22 protein-coding genes are annotated in these 19379 nt (G+C 68.8%); 14 read left to right on the forward strand and 8 right to left on the reverse strand.

Going from position 1 to position 19379, the window contains the following annotated elements:
• The first annotated feature begins 9 nt into the window (after nucleotides 1–9).
• The 3 genes from OG817_RS36375 to OG817_RS36385 all read left to right on the forward strand — a co-directional run bounded on the left by OG817_RS36375 (nucleotide 10) and on the right by OG817_RS36385 (nucleotide 3399).
• Nucleotides 10–1776, forward strand: a complete 1767-nt coding sequence (locus tag OG817_RS36375) for a glycoside hydrolase family 36 protein (protein WP_406049431.1) — start codon at nucleotides 10–12, stop codon at nucleotides 1774–1776.
• A gap of 72 nt (nucleotides 1777–1848) precedes the next feature.
• Nucleotides 1849–2793 (forward strand): aldo/keto reductase, encoded by a 945-nt coding sequence (locus OG817_RS36380; RefSeq protein WP_406049432.1) that lies wholly within the window; start codon nucleotides 1849–1851, stop codon nucleotides 2791–2793.
• Between the two features lie 54 nt (nucleotides 2794–2847).
• A complete protein-coding gene (locus OG817_RS36385) occupies nucleotides 2848–3399 on the forward strand; it encodes a DUF4240 domain-containing protein (RefSeq protein WP_396394221.1) in 552 nt (183 codons plus the stop codon).
• Here the strand turns inward: OG817_RS36385 and OG817_RS36390 are convergent.
• From OG817_RS36390 to OG817_RS36400, 3 genes are read right to left on the reverse strand one after another with little or no spacing between them, the layout of a single operon-like run.
• A complete protein-coding gene (locus OG817_RS36390) occupies nucleotides 3396–4067 on the reverse strand; it encodes a hypothetical protein (protein ID WP_360437339.1) in 672 nt (223 codons plus the stop codon). The two genes, OG817_RS36385 and OG817_RS36390, sit on opposite strands and share 4 nt — an antisense overlap.
• Nucleotides 4068–4104: 37 nt before the next feature.
• Nucleotides 4105–5337 (reverse strand): RNA polymerase sigma factor, encoded by a 1233-nt coding sequence (locus OG817_RS36395; protein ID WP_406049435.1) that lies wholly within the window; start codon nucleotides 5335–5337, stop codon nucleotides 4105–4107.
• Nucleotides 5334–5687, reverse strand: coding sequence for a YciI family protein (locus OG817_RS36400; RefSeq protein WP_396394618.1), 354 nt, complete (start codon nucleotides 5685–5687; stop codon nucleotides 5334–5336). Before OG817_RS36400 ends, OG817_RS36395 begins: the two co-directional genes overlap by 4 nt.
• 179 nt (nucleotides 5688–5866) lie before the next feature.
• On the opposite strand from OG817_RS36400, the gene OG817_RS36405 reads away from it, so the two are divergent.
• The 3 genes from OG817_RS36405 to OG817_RS36415 all read left to right on the forward strand — a co-directional run bounded on the left by OG817_RS36405 (nucleotide 5867) and on the right by OG817_RS36415 (nucleotide 7936).
• Nucleotides 5867–7267, forward strand: a complete 1401-nt coding sequence (locus tag OG817_RS36405; protein WP_396394224.1) for an MFS transporter — start codon at nucleotides 5867–5869, stop codon at nucleotides 7265–7267.
• A 94-nt stretch (nucleotides 7268–7361) separates the two neighbouring features.
• Nucleotides 7362–7517, forward strand: coding sequence for a DUF6131 family protein (locus OG817_RS36410; RefSeq protein WP_396394225.1), 156 nt, complete (start codon nucleotides 7362–7364; stop codon nucleotides 7515–7517).
• Nucleotides 7518–7594: 77 nt separating this feature from the next.
• Nucleotides 7595–7936, forward strand: coding sequence for a YciI family protein (locus OG817_RS36415; RefSeq protein ID WP_406049436.1), 342 nt, complete (start codon nucleotides 7595–7597; stop codon nucleotides 7934–7936).
• Here the strand turns inward: OG817_RS36415 and OG817_RS36420 are convergent.
• On the reverse strand, nucleotides 7928–8710 hold the full coding sequence (locus OG817_RS36420; RefSeq protein ID WP_406049437.1) for an enoyl-CoA hydratase/isomerase family protein: 783 nt from the start codon (nucleotides 8708–8710) through the stop codon (nucleotides 7928–7930). The genes OG817_RS36415 and OG817_RS36420 overlap by 9 nt on opposite strands.
• Before the next feature lie 143 nt (nucleotides 8711–8853).
• Entirely contained in the window at nucleotides 8854–9369 is a 516-nt protein-coding gene (locus OG817_RS36425; protein WP_406049438.1) for an ester cyclase, read from the reverse strand.
• Nucleotides 9370–9425: 56 nt separating this feature from the next.
• On the opposite strand from OG817_RS36425, the gene OG817_RS36430 reads away from it, so the two are divergent.
• Both OG817_RS36430 and OG817_RS36435 read left to right on the forward strand, forming a co-directional pair.
• Nucleotides 9426–10061, forward strand: a complete 636-nt coding sequence (locus OG817_RS36430; RefSeq protein ID WP_406049439.1) for a TetR/AcrR family transcriptional regulator — start codon at nucleotides 9426–9428, stop codon at nucleotides 10059–10061.
• A 174-nt stretch (nucleotides 10062–10235) separates the two neighbouring features.
• Entirely contained in the window at nucleotides 10236–11186 is a 951-nt protein-coding gene (locus tag OG817_RS36435) for an SH3 domain-containing protein (protein WP_406049441.1), read from the forward strand.
• Nucleotides 11187–11243: 57 nt separating this feature from the next.
• On the opposite strand, the gene OG817_RS36440 is transcribed toward OG817_RS36435, so the two are convergent.
• Nucleotides 11244–12527, reverse strand: coding sequence for an FAD-binding oxidoreductase (locus OG817_RS36440; RefSeq protein ID WP_406049443.1), 1284 nt, complete (start codon nucleotides 12525–12527; stop codon nucleotides 11244–11246).
• Nucleotides 12528–12612: 85 nt separating this feature from the next.
• Between OG817_RS36440 and OG817_RS36445 the strand changes: the two genes are divergently transcribed.
• A complete protein-coding gene (locus OG817_RS36445; RefSeq protein WP_406049445.1) occupies nucleotides 12613–13371 on the forward strand; it encodes an aminoglycoside phosphotransferase family protein in 759 nt (252 codons plus the stop codon).
• On the opposite strand, the gene OG817_RS36450 is transcribed toward OG817_RS36445, so the two are convergent.
• A complete protein-coding gene (locus OG817_RS36450; RefSeq protein WP_406049446.1) occupies nucleotides 13355–14245 on the reverse strand; it encodes a sigma-70 family RNA polymerase sigma factor in 891 nt (296 codons plus the stop codon). The two genes, OG817_RS36445 and OG817_RS36450, sit on opposite strands and share 17 nt — an antisense overlap.
• A gap of 86 nt (nucleotides 14246–14331) precedes the next feature.
• Here OG817_RS36450 and OG817_RS36455 point away from each other — a divergent pair, with 86 nt between their 5' ends.
• The 5 genes from OG817_RS36455 to OG817_RS36475 all read left to right on the forward strand — a co-directional run bounded on the left by OG817_RS36455 (nucleotide 14332) and on the right by OG817_RS36475 (nucleotide 18622).
• Nucleotides 14332–15126 (forward strand): glycoside hydrolase family 16 protein, encoded by a 795-nt coding sequence (locus OG817_RS36455; RefSeq protein ID WP_406049448.1) that lies wholly within the window; start codon nucleotides 14332–14334, stop codon nucleotides 15124–15126.
• Nucleotides 15127–15270: 144 nt separating this feature from the next.
• Nucleotides 15271–16308 (forward strand): anthranilate phosphoribosyltransferase, encoded by a 1038-nt coding sequence (trpD, locus tag OG817_RS36460; protein ID WP_406049449.1) that lies wholly within the window; start codon nucleotides 15271–15273, stop codon nucleotides 16306–16308.
• Complete coding sequence (locus tag OG817_RS36465) at nucleotides 16308–17252, forward strand: sigma-70 family RNA polymerase sigma factor (RefSeq protein ID WP_406049451.1); 945 nt, start codon at nucleotides 16308–16310, stop codon at nucleotides 17250–17252. The genes trpD and OG817_RS36465 overlap by 1 nt, the downstream gene beginning before the upstream one ends.
• A gap of 59 nt (nucleotides 17253–17311) precedes the next feature.
• Nucleotides 17312–18085, forward strand: coding sequence for a YybH family protein (locus tag OG817_RS36470; RefSeq protein ID WP_406049453.1), 774 nt, complete (start codon nucleotides 17312–17314; stop codon nucleotides 18083–18085).
• A gap of 9 nt (nucleotides 18086–18094) precedes the next feature.
• Nucleotides 18095–18622 carry a GNAT family N-acetyltransferase gene (locus OG817_RS36475; protein ID WP_406049454.1) on the forward strand — a complete coding sequence of 176 codons (528 nt, stop codon included), beginning with the start codon at nucleotides 18095–18097 and terminating at the stop codon, nucleotides 18620–18622.
• Here OG817_RS36475 and OG817_RS36480 read toward each other — a convergent pair.
• Entirely contained in the window at nucleotides 18603–19367 is a 765-nt protein-coding gene (locus OG817_RS36480) for an alpha/beta fold hydrolase (RefSeq protein ID WP_396394239.1), read from the reverse strand. The two genes, OG817_RS36475 and OG817_RS36480, sit on opposite strands and share 20 nt — an antisense overlap.
• Nucleotides 19368–19379: the final 12 nt, after the last annotated feature.

Raw genomic sequence — 19379 nt, forward strand, 5'->3', positions numbered from 1 at the left:
ATGGCCACGATGACTGACTTCGGAATTGCGCATGCCACTGTGGAGGACCACGTCGGTCCGTTCCTTCGACTCGCGACGACGCTGACCCGGTCCGCACCCCTGGCCGAGATCGAGCTCGAGGCGGACGAGGCGGTCGTGGAGTGGTTGCATCCCTTCAGCTGGGACGCCGCCGATCGAGGTGTGGTCACGCCGACGAGGAGGCTGGTCGAGGGTGATCTCATCTGCCTGCACGCCGGACCGTACGGCACGGCCGATGCCGTTGCCCATCGCAACGGTGAGCCGATGCGCTTTCCTGACATCAAGGACGGGCATCGCTATCTGGAGGGTGCCGCGCCGGGGCCGGACGACGATCACCAGGATGCGGCTGCGTGGACGCTGGTGGAGCTCGCCGGGCAGTGCGCCGTACTGGCGTGGGAGTACAGCGGTTCGCTGACCATTGAGGTGACGGTTCGGGACGGCCGGACGCGGATCACCAGCAGGCTGCCATCGGACACTTTCCATCCGGCCGGCTCGGAGGACTTGGAGGGCCCAGTCGGATGGGTTGCTGTGGTGCCGGGCGGTCTGGATGCGGGGGCGGCGGCGCTGCGGTCGCTGGTGATCGACGAAGTCGTGACAACACCCGACCTGAGCGGGATGCCTGGTGACCCGGCGTTCCCTTGTGTGGTGGCGAATTCGTGGGGTGTGCAGGAGAACACCTCCACCGAGCGGATCATCGCGATGATGGACGCGACCGCGGCGATCGGTGCCGAGGTCTTCGTGGTGGACAAAGGTTGGGAACGCTCGGTCGGCGACTGGCACGCCAACGACCGGTTCTCCTCCGGCATGCGGTGGCTGTCGGACGAGGCTCGCTCGCGCGGTATGGGCTTCGGTGTCTGGTGTGGCTTCGGGAACGCCGATCCGGCGTCACCGGTCGCCCAAGAGCATCCGGAGTGGCTGGCCAGCTGGCGAGGTATGACGCCGAAGCTGAGCTTCGGCAACCATGCGCTCTGCCTGGGGCATGATCCGGCCCGGGACTGGATTCTCGATGAACTCCGGCGGATGGTCGGCGAGTTCGGGCTGACCTGGTTCCTGCACGACTTCGAGTCCATCGCCCGCTGCGACCGCGACGACCACACCCACGATCCGGGCGCCGGCGAACATGCCGCCGAGCGTGCGTGGCACCACGTCCTGCGCACCTTGCAGACCGAGTTTCCCCAACTGGTGCTGGAGAACTGCTGGAACGGCGTACGTCCGCTGGACCTCGCGATGGTGCGCAGCCATCACACCACGATCACCGAGGACCACTGCCGTACGCACTGGAACAGCCTGGCCAAGGTCGGTCTCGGTCGATACCTGCCGCTGGACTGGCAGAGCGCGTACATGGGTGCCGACAAGCTCTCCCCGCGGGCGCGGATCGCGCCGTACGTGATCGGTGGGCCATGGGTGCTGATGGACGATCCCGAGACCTGGAGCGACGAGACCCGCGAGACGATGGCTCAGGCGGCCGCGGCGTTCAAGCGGTGGCGCGGTCCGTTGCGTACGGCGACCGTCCGCCGGCCCAAGGTCGACGTCGATGGGTACGACGCCGTCCAGGCCACAACCGAGGACGGACGGGTACTGCTCGCGATCAGCCTGCCCGCCGCTCTGGGCGAGGTGCGGGTCGCGCTCGATGGGTTCGAGGGGGACTACGTCCTGTGCGACGAGTGGACCGGCGAGACGCGTCCGGTCACCATCAACGACAAGGGATTGACGCTCCCCGACGGTGACGGTCTCCTGGTCAGCCTCACACCGGCGTAGACCTGTTCGGACTCGTGTGCCTCCACCGGTTTGCTTGACCTGGAGTGCGCGCCAGGATGAAGCATCGACGGCATGATGAACATCGCGCTGGGCGCCATGGAGTACGGGACGCGGATCGGGGAGAAGGAGTCGTTCGCGCTGCTGGACGCGTACGTCGATGGTGGCGGAGAGTGGATCGACACGGCGAACTGCTACGCGTTCTGGCAGGACCCGAGCGGCCATGGCGGGCAGAGTGAGGAGCTGCTCGGCCGGTGGTTCGCGAGCCGGCCGGGTGTGCGGGACCGGGTGAAGCTGGCGACGAAGGTCGGCTGCGAGCCGCTCTGGCCCGGCAGCTACCCGGAGCATGCGGAGGGGCTCGGTGCCAAGGCGATCGACGCGGGGCTCGAGGCCTCACTGCGTCGACTCGGGGTCGACCACATCGACCTCTACTGGGCACACCGCGACGACCGGGACACTCCGCTCGAGGAAACGGTCGCAGCGTTCGGCAAGCACGCCGCGGCCGGCACGATCGGCCGATTGGGTCTGTCGAACTACGCACTGTGGCGGGTCGAGCGGACGCGTGACCTCGCGCTGCAACTGGGCGTGATGGGCCCGACCGCTCTGCAACTGCGGTACTCGTACCTGCAGCCGCGCCCGTTCGTCCGCGACCACACCCACGACCACCGGTTCGGCTGGATCACCGACGAGGTCCTCGACTACGCCGTACAGAACCCCGAGCAGCAACTCTTCGCCTACAGCCCGCTCATGTCCGGCGCCTACGAGAACCGCCCCGACCGCCCCATCCCCGAAGCCTTCGACCACCCCGGCACCACCCGCCGCCTCCAGGTCCTCACCGACATAGCCACCGAACTCAACGCCACGCGCAGCCAGGTAGTCCTCGCCTATCTCACCACCAGCACCCCCGCCATCACCCCCATCATCGGCATCTCCACCCCCACCTACCTGACCACCACCCTCCACAGCACCACCCTCAACCTCACCCCCACCCACCACACCGCCCTGGACGACGTTTGGTAAATCACACCGGATCAACGCTCCCGTTGGGGGTGGGGGCGGTGAGAGGCTGTGGGGGTGGACAGGGATGGTTTCTGGGGACTGGTCGAGGGTGCGCGTGGTGCGGTGGATGACACCGTCGCGGATCCGGACGGGGTTGCGGACGCGCTGGTCAAGGTGCTCGGTGGACTCGAGGCCGAGGCGATCGCGGGGTTCGGGGTCGAACTCGCGCGGTTGCAGGTCGAGTCGTACCGGTGGGACCTGTGGGCAGCGGCGTACCTGATCAACTCGGGGGCCTCCGAGGACGGGTTCGACTCGTTCCGGGGCTGGCTGATCGCGCAGGGACGGGAGGTGTGGGAGGGCGCGCTGGCAGAGCCGGACTCGCTCGCGGACGTGGTCGACGAGGATCGGCCGGAGGGCTTCGAGGGGTTCGACGGCGAGGCGATGCTGTACGTCGGCAGTCACTCCTACAAGAACGTGACCGGCGACGAGGCGGCGTACTGGAAGGCTGTCGAGGCGGAGGCACCGGATACGCCGGACCTGCCCGCCGGTAAGGAGATCGACTTCGATGACGAGGACGACCTGGAGACCCACCTCCCCCGACTGGCCGTGCTCTACGGGGAGGCCTAGGCCGGTTCGCCGCCGAGGCGTTCTATGGCGGCGCGGAGACGGCGGCGCCAGCCTGGCTGGCCGGCGTCCTGGTCGGCCGCGGCCAGACTGACCAGGTGCTGCGCCATCTCGAACCCTTCCGTCGTCTGCGGTTCGGTGTCGGTGAGCGGTACGCCGCTCTGCGGTTCGTCATGGTCCAGCTCGATCGGACGGCTCGTCCAGCCGAACCCGTCCGGCACCAGCAGCTCCGGTACGAGCGTCTCGTGGCTGAGTGACGTCAGCTCCTTGTCACCGTTGCCGATGCTGAAGATCGTCGTACCTCGCCGCCGTACGTCGCTGATGCGTTCCAGCAACGTGTCAGCGGGGTCCTCCTCCGCCACCACCAGCAGGGACTCGCCCCGCCCGGTGTCACGCAGACGGTCCAGTCCGATCGCCAGGTGTGGCGGTGCGTCCGGCGGTGGCGCCCAGCGGACCAGGGCCGGGCGGATGTCCTCGACGCCGGCCCGGTGCAGTTCGTCGTCCAGGTGCGCCGTCAGGTGCCACGGCTCGTCGTCGGCCGGCCCGAACAGCATCAGACCGCCGTTCCGGGTGGTGAACCTGCGCAGCGAGTGCGCGAACTCCGTCGTCCGGGTGCCGAGCTCGGTGCCGGTCAGCATCTCCCGGAGGAGGGAGGCCCTGGTGAGATCCACAGCTCCAAACCTGACACATGTCCGGGGCCACCGCGAGTCAGATCAGGCGGTCCGCCTTGGACTGGAGGTAGTTGCGTTCCGGGACACTCGTCGTACGGCGGGCTGCGTGCAGATAGCTCTCGCGGGCGCCCGCCAGGTCACCTGACATCTCCTGCAGGTGGGCACGGACCGCCTCCAGCCGGTGGTTGTCGGTCAGGCGGTCGTCGGACTCCAGTGGCTCGAGTACGGCGAGGCCCTCCTTCGGACCGACCGCCATGGCGACCGCGACGGCGTGGTTGAGCTTGACCATCGGGTTGTCCGACATCTGCTCCAGTACGTCGTACAGCGCAACGATCTGCCGCCAGTCCGTGTCTTCGGCCTGCTCGGCCGTGTCGTGCACCGCTGCGATCGCGGCCTGCACCTGGTACGGCCCCAGCTGCGTCCGCGACAGCGCATCGGTCACCAGCGACTCACCCTCGACGATGGTGTCCCTGTTCCACAGCGACCGGTCCTGCTCGGCCAGCGGGACCAGTGCGCCGTCCGCACCCGTCCGAGCGGGCCGGCGCGCGTCCGTGAGCAGCATGAGCGCCAGCAGCCCCGCCACCTCGCCGTCGTCGGGCAGCAGCTTGCGTACGCCGCGCACCAGCCGGATCGCCTCTGTGGTCAGCTCGGCACTGTGCAACGCCGTACCCGAGGATGCGGTGTAGCCCTCGTTGAAGATCAGGTAGAGCACATGCAGTACGGCGCCCATGCGCTCGTCCCGCTCGGCCTCCGGCGGCATCTCGAACGTGCTGCCCGCCTGCTTGATACTGCGCTTCGCCCGGCTGATCCGCTGCGCCATCGTCGGCTCCGGCACCAGGAACGCGGCCGCGATCTGCGCGGTGGTGAGACCACCGACCGCCCGCAGTGTCAGCGCGATCTGCGACGCCGGAGACAGCGCAGGATGGCAGCACAGGAACAGCAGAGTCAGCGTGTCGTCCCGGCCACCCGGATCGTCGATCTCAGGGCCTGCGGCAACGAACTCCTCGGGCGCAGCCATCTGGGCCGCGTTCTCCTCGCGGCGCCGCCTCGCCGACTCACTGCGCAGCAGATCGGTCAGCCGTCGCGAGCCGACCCGGATCAGCCAGCCACGCGGGTTGTCAGGCACACCGTCGTCCGGCCACTGCTGGGTGGCCGCGAGCAGCGCCTCCTGCACAGCCTCTTCGGCCAGATCGAAGTGGCCGTAGTGCCGGACCAGCGCGCTCAGCACCTGCGGCGCCTGCTCGCGCAGCAGCAGCTCGACGCCGCTCACATCTCCAGCCCGGACGCGTCCATCACCGGCCGTACCTCCACCGCGACGTACTTCGCGTCCGGCATCCGGGCCGCGTAGCCGATCGCCTGGTCGATGTTGTCGCACTCGACCAGGTAGAACCCGGCCAGGTGCTCCTTGGCCTCAGCGTACGGTCCGTCGGTGGTCGTCGTGGTGTCGTCACGCACCGACACGGTCCGGCTCGTGATGGGGTCGGCCAGGCCGGCAGCGCTGACCAGCAGACCCTGCTCGCTCAGCTCACGGGCCAGGGACTCGTGCGCGCGGCCCAGGCCTTCGCGCTGCTCGGCGGACAGGCTCGCCCAGCTCTCCGGGTTGCTGTAGATCAGCAGCATGTACTTCACGGGCACCATCCTGTCGCTCGCGGAGGCCGCTGTGACCCCCTGTTACCCGGTACGTCGGAACAGCTGTACCCACTTCGACAGATTCGGGATGTCGAAGTGGCCCGGCCAGACCCGACGTCTCCACCGAGTGACGCTCAGCGGGAGCGTCCCGCCGTACTGGAGATGTTCACATGGTGACCGAGACGAAGCGCTGGCTCGCGCTGGCGCTGCTGTGTCTGACCGGGTTCATGATCATCCTCGACGCGTCGATCGTGCTGGTCGCCGTGCCGTCGATCGAGCGTGAGCTGACCTTCTCGAGTGGCGGTGTGCAGTGGGTGCCGAGCGGCTACGCGCTGATGTTCGGCGGACTGCTGCTGCTCGGTGGGCGCATCTCCGACCTGCTGGGCAGGCGGCGGGTGTTCATGACCGGCCTGGTGCTGTTCGGTGCGTGCTCGCTGCTGTGTGGGTTCGCCTGGAGCGGTGACGCGCTGGTCCTCGCGCGTGGCCTGCAGGGCGCTGCGGCCGCCGTACTGGCGCCGAGTGCGTTGTCGATCGTGATGACGACGTTCCCGTCCGGGGCGGACCGCAACAAGGCGCTGGGTATCTGGGGCGCGACCAGCGGCGTGGGCGGTACGGCGGGGTCCCTCATCGGAGGGCCCGTGACCGATGGGCTCGGCTGGGAGTGGATCTTCTTCATCAACGTGCCGGTGTGCGTGCTGGTCCTCGTACTGGCTCCCGTCCTGCTGATGGACAGCCGCGGACCGGGCCGGCGTGGGTTCGACGTAGCCGGCGCGGCCAGCGTGACCACCGCGCTCATCGTCCTCGTGTACGCCGTCATCGAGGCGCCGGAGTCGTCCGTCGGGCGGACCGTCGCGCTGATCGTGTTGTCCGCGCTGCTGTTCGGTCTGTTCGTGCTGGTGGAGAAGCGGTCGGCCGCACCTCTGGTGCCGCTGCGGATCTTCCGGTCGCGCAGTCTGGTCGGTGGCAACCTGATCACAGTCGCTTGGGGCCTGGCGGCGTTCGGGCTCAACTACATCTACACGCAGTACGCGCAACTGGCGCTGGGCGTTTCCGCGATCCGCTACGGCCTGATGTCCGCCGTACTCGCGGCTGCCGCTGTGGTCGCGTCGATGGTCGGACAGCACCTGGTCACTCGCGTCGGCACCCGCCGGGTCGGGTTCGTCTCACTGCTGATCGCAGGTGTCGGCACGACGCTGATGTGCATGCTCACCGTGGACTCCGGCTACTTCGAGCTCGCCTTCTGGGGTCTGACGATCTTCGGCGCCGGACTGGGTGCAGGAACGGTTGCCGGCGCTATCGCATCCCTCAGCGACGTGGCCGGTGAGGACTCCGGGGTCGCATCAGGTCTGCAGAACGCCAGCTTCCAGATCGGCGGTGCGGTGGGCGTCGCCGTACTGTCCGCCGTCGCCACTGCGGCCACGACCGGGACCACACCGATCGCTCTGACCCATGGCTACCGGATCGCCTTCCTGGTCGTCTGGAGCTTCATCGTCGTCGGCCTCGCCGGCTGCGGTCTGCTGGTCAGCCGCAAGCAGTCGACGCAAGGGCAGCTGGAGCCGGCAACCTCCTGACATCAAACACTTGTTGGAGGTTTGGGGCCCTCAGAGTGGGCACCGGATGCGGGTGGCCGCCACCTCCGCCCGGCGGTCCTGAGAAGGAGGCTTCATGCTCATCCTCGGTTTGATCCTGTTGATTCTCGGGTTCCTGCTGAGTATCCCGATCCTGTGGACGATCGGCATCGTCCTGCTCATCGTCGGGGCCGTGCTGTTCCTGCTCGGATCCACCGGCCACGCCGTTGGCGGACGACGTCATTGGTACTGATCCGGCGCTAGCCGTAGAACCCCGCGAACCACTCCGGTTCGCGGGGTTCTGTCCGTCCACGTCGCTACGGTGATCCCATGAAATACGTCGTGATGATCTTCCGGAGCACCGACCGCACCTGGACCGCTGAGGACCAGCGTGGGCTCGGCAGGCTGATCAAGCTCGAGAGCGAGCTCGCGGCCAGCGGCGAGCTGGTCAGTTCAGAGGGTCTGCAGCCGCCGGAAGAGGGCCGGATCGTGCAGATCCGCGACGGTGTCCAGGTGGTCACCGACGGCCCGTTCGGCGAGACCAAGGAGCAGCTCGCCGGGTTCTTCATGGTCGACGTCGCCGACGACGCCGAGGCCGAGGCGATCGCGGCCCGGGTCTCCGCCGCGGTCGGCGACCGGGTCGAGCTGCGCGGCACTCTGATCTCAGCCTGAGCTGCCGCGCCGCGGGAAGTCGGGTGAGCGCTTCTCGGTGAAGGCCGCGATGCCCTCCGCGAGCTCGCCACTGGCGATCGTTTCCCGGTAGCGCCGCAGCGCCTGCGCCTCCGCATCAGTCCCGGCCAGCAGAGCGTTGACCGTCTCCTTGGCCGAGCGGACGGTCAGCTGCGAGCGCGACACCATCGTGGCGGCGAACGCCCCGGCCGCCGCCAACGGATCGTCGGCGACGCGATCCACCAAACCCTTCAGCTCGGCCTCGTCGGCGCTGAGCAGTTCGCCACTGAACAGCAGGTACTTCGTCGTCGCGGGACCAACCAGGTCGAGCAGCACCTTGATCGCGTCCGGCGGATAGACGACCCCGATCCGGGCCGGCGTCACTCCGAACGTCGCGTCCCGTGCCGCGAACCGGAAGTCGCAGTTCACCGCCAGCTCCAGCCCGCCGCCGATGCAGTGACCTCGCACCACGGCGATCGTCGGCTTCGGGAACTCCCGCAAGGCCGCCTGGGCCCGCAGGTTGAACGCCCGCAGTTCGGCCATCGGGTCGGCCGGATCGGTCCCGGAGATCAGCTCTCCGATGTCGGCCCCGGCGGAGAAGCTCGGCCCGGCGCCGGTGACGAGCAGTACTTTCACCTCGTCGTCGGCGGCCAGCTCTGCGAGCAGACCGGGCAGGACCTCCCACATCGCGCGCGTCAACGCGTTCCGCTTCGCGACGCGGTCGATCACCAGCCGGGCCACCGCCCCGCCTTCGACCCGGAGCCCGAGCTCATCCACCCCCGCAGTCAACCGCAAACCCGCCCCGGCCGCCGCGCGCTGGATCACATGGTGTACCGCCAGCCCCTCACAATCGTGGGCGCGGCCGTTGCCTGAGCGAGGCGTCCGCATGACCGGAGCGACTGTGATGGGCTGGTGGTCCGCTAGCGCGATGCGCGGCGCTTCGCCCGCGCCATCCGGAACAGGTAGGCCGGGGTCGGCGGGACCCAGCCGAGCTGCTTCGCCTGGCCGAGGTCGTCGCGGTTGGCCCAGTGCTCGACGACCATGCCGTCCTCCAGCCGGAACCAATGCGACTGCGTGATCGCGAAGCTCTTCCCGGTCGGCGGGAACACCGTGTCCACCCCGCCCGCCGGTGTGTACACCGCGAACGGCGCGACATGCCGCCCGCTCATGGTCGAGTTGATCGCCACCAAGTTGCCGTCGGCAATTACATGGTGGATCTCGTAGGCCAGCCCTTCGAACGCGGTCCGCAACCAGAGTGCGGTCGCGTAGTACCCGGTGGGTCCCCCGACCCGGCACTCCGGCGGCTCGACGTCGTCCTCGCGGTTGACCGCGTCCGGATGGACCAGCGCGTCGAAGTCGGCCCGGTCACCGTCGGCCATGATGCGGATGGCGCGGACGGCGAGCTCACCCGCCGACACGCCTGCTGTGGTACTCATCGCTGCCCCCAATAATTCGATACAGTGTGACTGTACTCAAAAGCATGGGATCGGGAATGACCGAAGTCAAGAGGCCGTACGACGCGACCGGACGGCGCGAGCGTGCCCGGCGTCGCCGCCGTGACGTCGTGATCGCGGCGCGCGATCTCTTCGAGACGGACGGCTTCCAGGCGACCACGATCAGTGCGGTGGCGAAGCGGGCCGGGGTCTCGGCCGAGAGCATCTACAAGGGGTTCGGCACCAAAGCCGCGCTGGCCAAGGCGGTCTTCGACTTCGTCATCGCCGGCGACGACGAGCCGGTGCCGATGGCCGAGCGCCCCGAGTCCCACGCCATCCAGGCCGAGCCCGACGTACGCCGGAAGATCGCGCTGTACGTCGACGGCCTGGTCGTCCGGCAGCAGCGGTCGGCCCGGGTGCAGATCGTGATCCGGGACGGCCGGCTCAGCGACGAGACCCTGCGCGCGACCTGGCAGACGCTGATGGACGAGCGGCTGACCGGGATGACGATGCTCGGCCGCCATCTGCTCGAGACGGGCGATCTGCGCGACGGGATCACCCTCGACGAGGTCGCCGATGTGCTGTGGACCTACATCTCGGTCGAGTTGTACGAGCTCCTGGTTCTGGTCCGCGGATGGTCACCGGAGCGGTACGCCGGGTTACTCACAAGTGCCATGATCGACGCTTTGTGTTGACCAAGCGTTTGATCTCAGCACGATCACATCCGGATAGCGGGCAGATCACGCTCGGCGCCCGTGGCGGATGTTCGTAATGCGTTAAAACTGTGGGTCGATTTCGAACCCCGCTGGGATCTGTGCTTGACTCCTCCGGTCGATAACGGTTTGGTCTCGGCAGATTGGGTTCTAGAAGTGTCTGCAGGACGGCATAGACAGGCGCGGCACCGTCAACCGCGCCCGAAGGTGATCCGGCCCGGCATCGTGAAGGTGGCGATTCCCGGCGCAGCAGTGGCCCTGGTGGCTACCGGTTCGGCGGCCGCACTCCCTGGTCAGCAAGTCCACCTGAACACCTCGATCGCCAGCTCGTCCCTGCAGCTGGCGCGCGACGCGGCCACCAGTCGGGACGCTCTCCGTCCCCCGCTGGACGTCACGCCGTCCACTCCGGCTCCGAAGCCGAAGGCGGCCCCGACGGCGAAGCACCTGAAGAAGCAGGCGCCGATCCCCAAGCCGTCGCCGACGAAGACCCGCACCGCCGAGCCGCCGAAGGTGATCGGCTCGAAGTACACCACCACCGACGTGAACCTCTGGTCGCTCCCGCTGACCGGCGTCCTGCTGGACGTGCTGCCGAAGGGCACCAAGGTCTCCGTCTCCGGCAAGGTCGACGGCATCTGGGCCGAGGTCGTCAGTGACGGCAAGTCCCGCTGGGTCAAGGCGCAGTACCTGTCCGCCACGAAGCCGGTGGCGAGCACGGCGGGTGCCATCTCCCAGGCCGCCTGCAAGTCCGGTTCGTCGGTCGAGGACGGGCTGACCCAGGACGCGATCCGCGTCCACCGCGCGATCTGCGCCAAGTTCCCGGACATCACGTCGTACGGCGGTGTGCGGTCCGGCGACAGCGGTTCGGAGCACTCGAGCGGCCACGCGCTGGACATCATGGTCAGCGGGTCGGAGGGCCAGGAGGTCGCCGACTGGCTGCACGCCAACTACAAGAAGCTCGGCGTCAGCCAGCTGATCTGGCAGCAGCACATCTGGACGGTCCAGCGCAGCAGCGAAGGCTGGCGCGCAATGGAGGACCGCGGTAGCACCACCGCGAATCACTACGACCACGTGCACGTGAGCGTGTACGGCAACTCGGGCACAGTCTGAGCCGAGCGGTCTCGAGCGAACCGGTCCCCAGCCCTCCCGGGGACCGGTTCGCTGTGTTCAGGGGCGGATGTTCGCGTTCAGGTGGAAGAAGTTCGCCGGGTCGTAGGCCCGCTTGACCTCGCGCAGCCGGCGCAGGTCGTCCGGTGCGTACGCCGTGTCCGCGCGGCCGGGGTCGCCGAGGAAGTTCACGAAGGTGCGCCCCGAGTTCGGCACCAGCTCCGCCGGGACCTCGCGGTCGATGATCAGCGAGTACGACGCTCCGCGGTGTCCGACCGGTCCGGCGCCGGGACCCGGGTGAGCCATCGCGCCACCCCAGTGCCGGATCTCGACAGTCGGTGCTTCCTCGTCCTCGAAGCCGGTGACCGCGTCGATCACGTCGTCGGTCAGGGTGTCCAGGAAGTCGAGGTGCCGGGCCGGCGTACCGCCCATCGCGGCCTCGCCGTACTCCACGGTGCGTAGCTCGCCGGCCAGTCGCGGTCCGGCGACCTCGAACAGCGGCTTCAGCAGGTGGTCGGCCAGTTCGGCCTCACCGGCGTACAGGACCTTGATCGCGACGGCGCGCTGCTCGGTGCCGGGTACGCGAGTGAGGACGACAGCGGTGCTCAGTTCGTTGGGGATCGTGGCGGTCCAGTCGCGGTACCGGCGCAGGATGGCGGCCGCGCGGTCGATGCCGTAGTACACGATGCCGGCGTGGACCTGGCGGACCGGGTACAGCCGGAACTCCAGCGAGGTGACGATGCCGAAGTTGCCGGTTCCGCCGCGGATCGCCCAGAACAGGTCGGGGTGGTGTTCGGCGGTCGCGGTGACGAACCGCCCGTCCGCGGTGACGATCTCGGCGCGGATCACACTGTCGGCCGCGAAGCCGTACTTGCGCGCCAGCCAACCGACCCCGCCGCCCAGCGTGTAGCCGGTGACGCCGACGTCGCGGTGCGATCCGGACAGCGGCGCGAGCCCGAACTGACCGGCGGCGTCCAGCACCGCACCCCAGCGCGCACCCGGGGCGACCTTGGCGACCCGGCGTTCCGGGTCGACCAGGACGGTCGTCATCTGCGTCGTCTTCAGGAGGATCCCGCCGTCGGCCGGTACGCGCGTCCCGTGGCCAGTGGCCTGCACCGCGATCGGTACGCCGTACTCGCGCGCCGTCCGCACCGCCGCCTGCACGTCGGTCCGGCTGTAGGCCTCGGCGACCACCAGTGGCCGCGAGTCCACCGTCGGGACCACAGACTTCCGCTGTACGTCGTACTCCGCCTCACCCGGCAGCCGGATGGCGCCGTTGAACCCGGCCCCCAGCAGCCCTGCCACCACGTCACTCGCAACCGGCACCAGCGCCTGTGTCGACATCCGAACCACTCCCTCGCCGTATCCGCTTCTACAGACACGTCGAAGGACCGGTCCCGTTATCGACACCCCCGGCAAACTTGTCTCGATGACACACACAGTCGAGGCCGACGACTCGGTCCTCACCAAGCACTACACGTCCTGGTCCCGCGACGAACCGGCGCGCGAGTGGGCTGCTCTCACCTTGCTGTCGCGCCAGGCCCCAGACCTCGTACCGGCTCCGCTGGCGCGCGCGTCCGACCCGCGGCCGTGGGTCTCGATGTCGGTACTCCCAGGGGAACCGCTGAGCGGTGCGCTCACCGTTAGGCACCTCGAGGGGCTTGGCGAGGCACTCGAGGCGCTGTGGTCGATCGATCCTGACGGCCTCCCACCGATCGGCGTCCCAGCAGTGATCGACCGGACGTCGCGTTCGCTCGCCGTACTGCGCGAAGGCCGCGGCGTGATCGCGGACGCGGCCTCGGCGGCCGCCGACTGGCTGGGGGCCGTGGTGGAGGTGCTGACCACGGTCCAGGATCCGGTGGTCGGCCACGGCGATCCGAACCTGGCGAACTACCTCTGGGACGGGACCCGGATCCGGATCGTCGACTTCGAGGACGCCGGGCGCGGCGACCTCACGTTGGAGCTCGCCAATCTCGTCGAGCATCTGTCCAGCCGTGCCACCGACTGGAGCACGGTGGTGTCACGCTTCCCCGTCGATCCGGAGCGCTTCCGTGCCGCCCGCTCGCTGTGGGCAGCGTTCTGGCTGACGCTCATCGGACCCGGCGGGCCGAGCGCCGCCCGGAATCCTCCCGGTACGGCGGAGGCCCAGGCGGAGCGCGTGTTGTCGCTGGTCAGGCCGACAGCTTGAGCTGCTGCGTGCGGTCGAGGTCGGCGAGGATGTTGATCTCGGTGATCTTGCCGTTCACGACTGTGATGTCCATGACGCCCATCACGCGGCCGTTCAGGACCGTGACCGTCCCCGGCATGCCGTTGATCAATGCGTGCTCGGTGTGCGGCGCCATCCGGGTGAACAGCAGCGCCTGCTCGACCACCGCGCGTGCACCGCGGACCAACTTCGACACCGCCGGACCGGCGTACTCCGCCGACGCCGCGCCCGCGTCGGCCCGCAGTACGACGTCCGGGTCGAGCAGCTCGAGCAGGGCTTCGAAGTCGCCGCCGCGCGACGCAGCGAGGAACGCGTCGACGATCTCCCGCTGACGGCCCGGATCGCCGTCGCCCGCCGGCGCGCCCTGGACCCGCCGCCGGGCACGGCTGGCGAGCTGCCGCGTGGCAGCCGGCGACTTGTCCACGATCTGCGCGATCTCGTCGAAGCTCACCCCGAACATGTCGTGCAGTACGAAGGCCAACCGCTCCGCCGGCGCCAGCGTCTCCAGGACGACGAGCAGCGCCAGACCGACCGCGTCCGCCTGGACCGCCTGGTCCTCCGGGCTCGGACCGTTGTCCTGCCGGATCGAGATCGGGTCCGGCACGAACGTGTCCAGCGAGTCCTCCCGCCGCGACTTGCGGCTGCGGAGCATATCCAGGCAGACCCGCGACACCACTGTGGTCAGCCAACCGGCCAGATTGCCCACTTCACTCACGTCCGACCGGTTCAGCCGCAGCCACGCTTCCTGCACGGCGTCGTCGGCCTCCGTGAGCGAACCCAGCATCCGGTACGCGACAGCTCGCAGCTGTCCCCGGTGCTGCTCGAACTGCCGCGCCAGCTGGTCGGTGTCGTACACAGGGCCTCCCTCATCCCGGTCCACCTCATCTGACGGATCGCGCCACCATGATGTGACAAGACGGTCCGAGGACCCATCATGGGGGCATGCCCACGACCCGTGGTGATCTGGTCTTCGAGGACCGCTTCGACGGTGGCGCACTGGACGAGTCGGTGTGGTCGCCGCACTACCTGCCGCACTGGAGCTCCCGCGCGGCGTCAGCAGCGTCGTACACCCTGGGTGACTCCTGCCTGACCCTCAGCATCCCGTCGGACCAGGGACTGTGGTGTTCCGGGGACCACAAGCCAGATCTGCGCGTGTCCGGGATCCAGTCCGGCAGCTACTCCGGTCCGGTGGGGAGCACCGTCGGGCAGCAGCCGTACCGCGAAGGGCTGGTCGTCCGCGAGGAGCAGCCGTCGTTCTGGGGCTGGACACCCAACGGCGGGTACGTCGAGCTCCGGGCGCGGGCCGACATCAGTGCACGCTCGATGGTGTCGCTGTGGATGGTCGGGCTGGAGGACAGTCCGGATCGCTGCGGCGAGATCTGCGTGATGGAGGTGTTCGGCGATGCGGTCGTCCCCGGCGAGTCCACCGCGGTCGGGATGGGCCTGAAGACCATCCGCGACCCGTCGGTGCCGCAGGACTTCGAGGCGGTCCCGCTCCCGATCGACCTGCGCGATTTTCACACGTACGCCGTCGAGTGGACCGCCGGCCAGGCCGACTTCTCCGTGGACGGCGCCCCGATCCGCACCTGCGCGGGCGCTCCGTCGTACCCGCTGCAGCTCATGCTCGCCGTCTTCGACTTCCCCGACCGCAGCATCGGCGACGACGACGCCCTGGTCCCCACCTTCACCATCGACCACATCCGCGGCTGGAACGTTGCACAGGAGCTGGTCGCTTGACTATCGTCACTGGCATGTTCCTGCGCGCGGGTATGTGGTGGGCCGTCGACTAGACGGCTGCTTCCGCGCGTAACCGACCGGCCGTCTCCTGCGAGGCGGCCGTTGTCATGTCCTCGTGGGCGGCCCAGCACCCGAGGATTGCCGATGGCAACAACACTCCGGACCTGGTCCGGACTCATCTCTGCCCTCCTGGCCGGCTCCGACCTGACCGAGGCGGACACCGGCTGGGCGATGGACCAGTTGGTGCTGGGCGATGCATCTCCCGCGCAGATCTCCGGCTTCCTGATCGCGCTGCGGGCCAAGGGCGAGACCGCCGCCGAGATCGCCGGGCTGGCGAAGGTACTGCGCTCGCACGCCACGCCGGTGCGGATCGCCGGACCGTTCGTGGACATTGTCGGGACCGGCGGCGACCGGACCGGGGTGGTCAACGTCTCCACGATGGCCGCTGTGGTCGCGGCGTCGACCGGAGTGACCGTGGTCAAGCACGGGGGGCGGGCCGCGTCCTCGTCGGCGGGTGGCTCGGCCGATCTGGTCGAGCATCTGGGCGTTCCGCTCGACCTGTCCGCGATCGACGCTGCTCGGGTGGCGGCAGAGGCCGGACTGACCTATCTGTTCGCGCCTCGCTTCAATCCGGCCTTGCGGCATGTGGCGGTGGTACGACGTGAGCTCGCAGTACCGACGGCGTTCAACGTGCTGGCACCGCTGCTGAACCCGGCGGACCCGCAGCACGCGCTGGTCGGAGTGGCGAACCCGCAGATGCTGCCGGTGATCGCTCAGGCCCTTGCACAGCAAGGGAAAACGGCTCTGGTCGCTCGCGGCGACGACGGGCTCGACAAGCTGACCACCACGGGGTACTCCCGCGTTTGGGTCGTGTCCGGTGGGACGGCGTCGGAAGTGGTGTTCGATCCGCGGTCGCTCGGGTTGAGACCGTCGTCGTTGGCTGAGCTGCGTGGCGGAGACGCTGCCTTCAACGCCCGGGTACTGCGGGGTCTCGTCGACGGTGAGTCCGGTCCGGTGCGGGACGTCGTACTGCTGAATGCTGCTGCCGCTCTGGTCACCCTGGAGCTGGGGACCGGTCTGCTGCTGGAGCAGCTGGCTGACTGTCTGGAACGGTGTCGCGAGGCCGTGGACAGTGGGAAGACCGCTGACACCTTGGGGCGCTGGACGCTAGCGTGCAGGTGATGCATGAGCTCTTGGATGCGGCACGTGCCGGTGATCAGGACGCCTTCGGACAGTTGGTGGGGCCGTGGCGTGGGGAGCTGCATGCGCACTGCTACCGGATGCTCGGATCCGATGCCGACGCGGAGGATGCCGTCCAGGAGACCCTGCTGCGGGCGTGGAACGGTCTGAGCGGGTACGACGACCGCGGATCAATCCGGCCGTGGCTCTACAAGATCGCCACGAACCGCTGTCTCACGCTGATCGAACAGCGTGGGCGCCGGGACCTGCCGGTCGGTCTCGACGGCCGGAGCGAGGTCCTGTGGTTGGAGCCTTATCCGCAGAGCCGGCTGGAGTGGACTGCCTCGCTGAGTCCGGAGGCGCGAGTGCTGGCGCTGGAGTCGGTGGAGCTGGCGTTTGTGGCATCGCTGCAGCACCTGTCCGCGCTCCAGCGGGCAGTGCTGCTGTTGCGCGACGTCCTGGCGTTCGCCGCTCGTGAAGTGGCCGAGCTGCTGGAGACGTCGGTTGCCGCGGTCAACAGTGCGCTGCAACGGGCTCGGGCGGTGGTGCGGGCAGTGCCCAGCCAGCAGTCGGCGTTGCCTGAGGCCGCCGAGCGTGAGCTGGTACGCCGGTACGTGGCCGCGTGGGAAGCCGGTGACGTCGACACGATCGTGGCGATGCTTGCGGAGGACGCGAAGTACTCGATGCCGCCGCTGCCGGAGTGGTTCTCGGGTCGGGCTGCGATCCGCTCCTTCCTGGTCGAAGGGCCGCTACGGGAGGGGTGGCGGTTCCTGCCGGCACGGGCGAACGGGCAGCTCGCGTTCGGGACGTACCTGTGGGACGGGTCGCGCTTCGTGCCGGGCGGACTCGACGTCCTGGTGCTGCAGGGGCCGGAGATCGTCGAGGTCGTCTCGTTCCTGGAAGCCGATTTCCCGTCGTTCGGGCTGCCGCCGTCGCTGTCGCGATGAGTTTCCGTCGTTCGCCGGGTTGTAGGCGGTGACAGTTCCTTCGGAAGGACGGACGAGAGATGACTGACGAGCAGGAGATCCGCACGTTGATCGAGAACTGGGTCACCGCGGTCCACGCCGGCGACCTGGACATGGTCCTGGCCGACCACGCCGACGACATCGTGATGTACGACGTACCGCCGCCGTACGACGGGGTGCGTGGGAAGGACGCGTATCGCGAGACCTGGCCCGGGTTCTTCGAGTGGCAACGAGCCGGGGCGTCGTTCGCGCTGGAGTCGCTGGACGTGGTGGCGGGGTCGGATGTCGCGTTCGCCTTTGCGTTGCTGCGGTGCGGGACTGCCGAGGAGTTCGAGGCCAACCCGGCTCTCCGGCTTCGGCTGACGATCGGTCTGCGCAGGCTGGACGGCCGTTGGGTCGTGACGCACGAGCACCACTCGTTCCCGCACGACGACGTACCGCCCGCGGTCGCGTCCGACGAGATCCGCGGTGTGCTGGACGGCTGGTCTGTTGGCACCGCCGCCGGTGACTTGGAGGCGTTGATGGAGCCGGTCGCCGAGGACGTCGTGTCCTACGAGATAGACGGCAACTACGCCGGGAAGGCGGCCGTCCGCTCAGTGTGCGCGGCGGGCCTCGACTCCAGCCCGAACCCGATCAGCTTTGTGGTGCCTGACTTCGGCTTGGCGGTGGGCGGCAACCTGGCTGTCGCCTGGTCGAACGATCACGTCACAGCCGACGGCGTCGAGACGACGTACCGCGCGACCCGAGTCTTCCGGAAGACCGCCGACGGCTGGCGGATGGTCCACCAACACCTGTCGTATCCAGCTCGCGCCTAGGCTCGTGGCATGGAGCCTGCCGTGTCTCTCCGTCCGCTGGTCCTGTCCGATGTGGCGACGTACGCACTCTGGGGACAGGACCGGCGGTTCTGCGAGCACGCCGGCTGGACCGTCGAGCTCCGACTGCCCGACCACGAGGCCCACTGGCACAAGCTGGTCACCCGGCCACCTTCCGACCTCCTGCGTCTCGCGGCAGTCGCCGGCGAGGAGGTGGTCGGGTACGTCGACCTGCACGGCGATGAGCCGCATCGGCGTGAGCTGGGGTACGTCGTCGGCCCGTCCGCCCGCTGGGGCCAGGGCCTCGGCACCACCATCGCCCGCCTCGGCCTCGCGCACGGCTTCGACGCCCTGGACCTCCGGGAGATCTGGGCCGAGGCCGTGGACGCGAACCGGCCCTCGATCCGCATCCTGACCGCTCTCGGCATGACCGAGACCGGTCGCGGCCACGAAGAGCCCTTCCTCGGCGCCCCGTCCTTCTACCGCCGGTTCGCCATCACCAGAACCTCGTGGGAACTCGCTAACGGCCGGCCACTCTGAGGATCGTTTCAGCCACCAGGGCAGGGTTCCGGAGGCTCGGAAGGTGGTCGACGCCGGGCATCCAGATGAACTCGGCGTCCTGGATCCGCGCCGCGGTCGCACCCGCAACCGCGGCCAGGATCGGTTGGTCCTTGTCACCCACCATCACCACGGTCGGGGCCAGCACCTCCTGCAACCTGTCATAGACAGGCGGATCGGGCCGAAGGTACTTGTCTTGCGACAGCCAGCCCGGGACGGCCGCTCGCAGCTGAGCAACCGCCGCGTCGTCATGGCCGGCCGCGGCGCCGAGCCTCAGCCCGAACCGCACGAGGCCTTCACTATCGTCGGCTGCGACGAGCGCCTCGTACTCCGCGTCCAGCTCGGGCTCGTCCGGCATCGGGAACCCGGGCACCCCCGGACAGAGCAGCACCAGCCCCTGCACTCGCCCGGGATCCGCTAGAGCAAGGCCCAGCGCCGTACCGCCACCCATGGAGCACCCGACCAGCACGACCCGCTCGAGCTGCAGCTGATCCAGCACCACCACCAGATCCTCGAGCCGCGAGTACTCACTGGTCGGTGCGTCCGATCGCCCGTACCCACGCACGTCGTACCGCACCACCCGATGCCGCGCGGTCAGCTCCGGCATCACCGGATCCCACACCCGCGAGTCACCGATCCCAGGATGCAGCAACACCACCGCCACCCCATCCCCCGCCAAATGCTCCGCCCAAACCTCGCCGCCCTCGACCGGAATCCTCAGCTCCATACCCCCACCATG

This window comes from Kribbella sp. NBC_00889, assembly GCF_045207705.1.
GTDB lineage: Bacteria > Actinomycetota > Actinomycetes > Propionibacteriales > Kribbellaceae > Kribbella.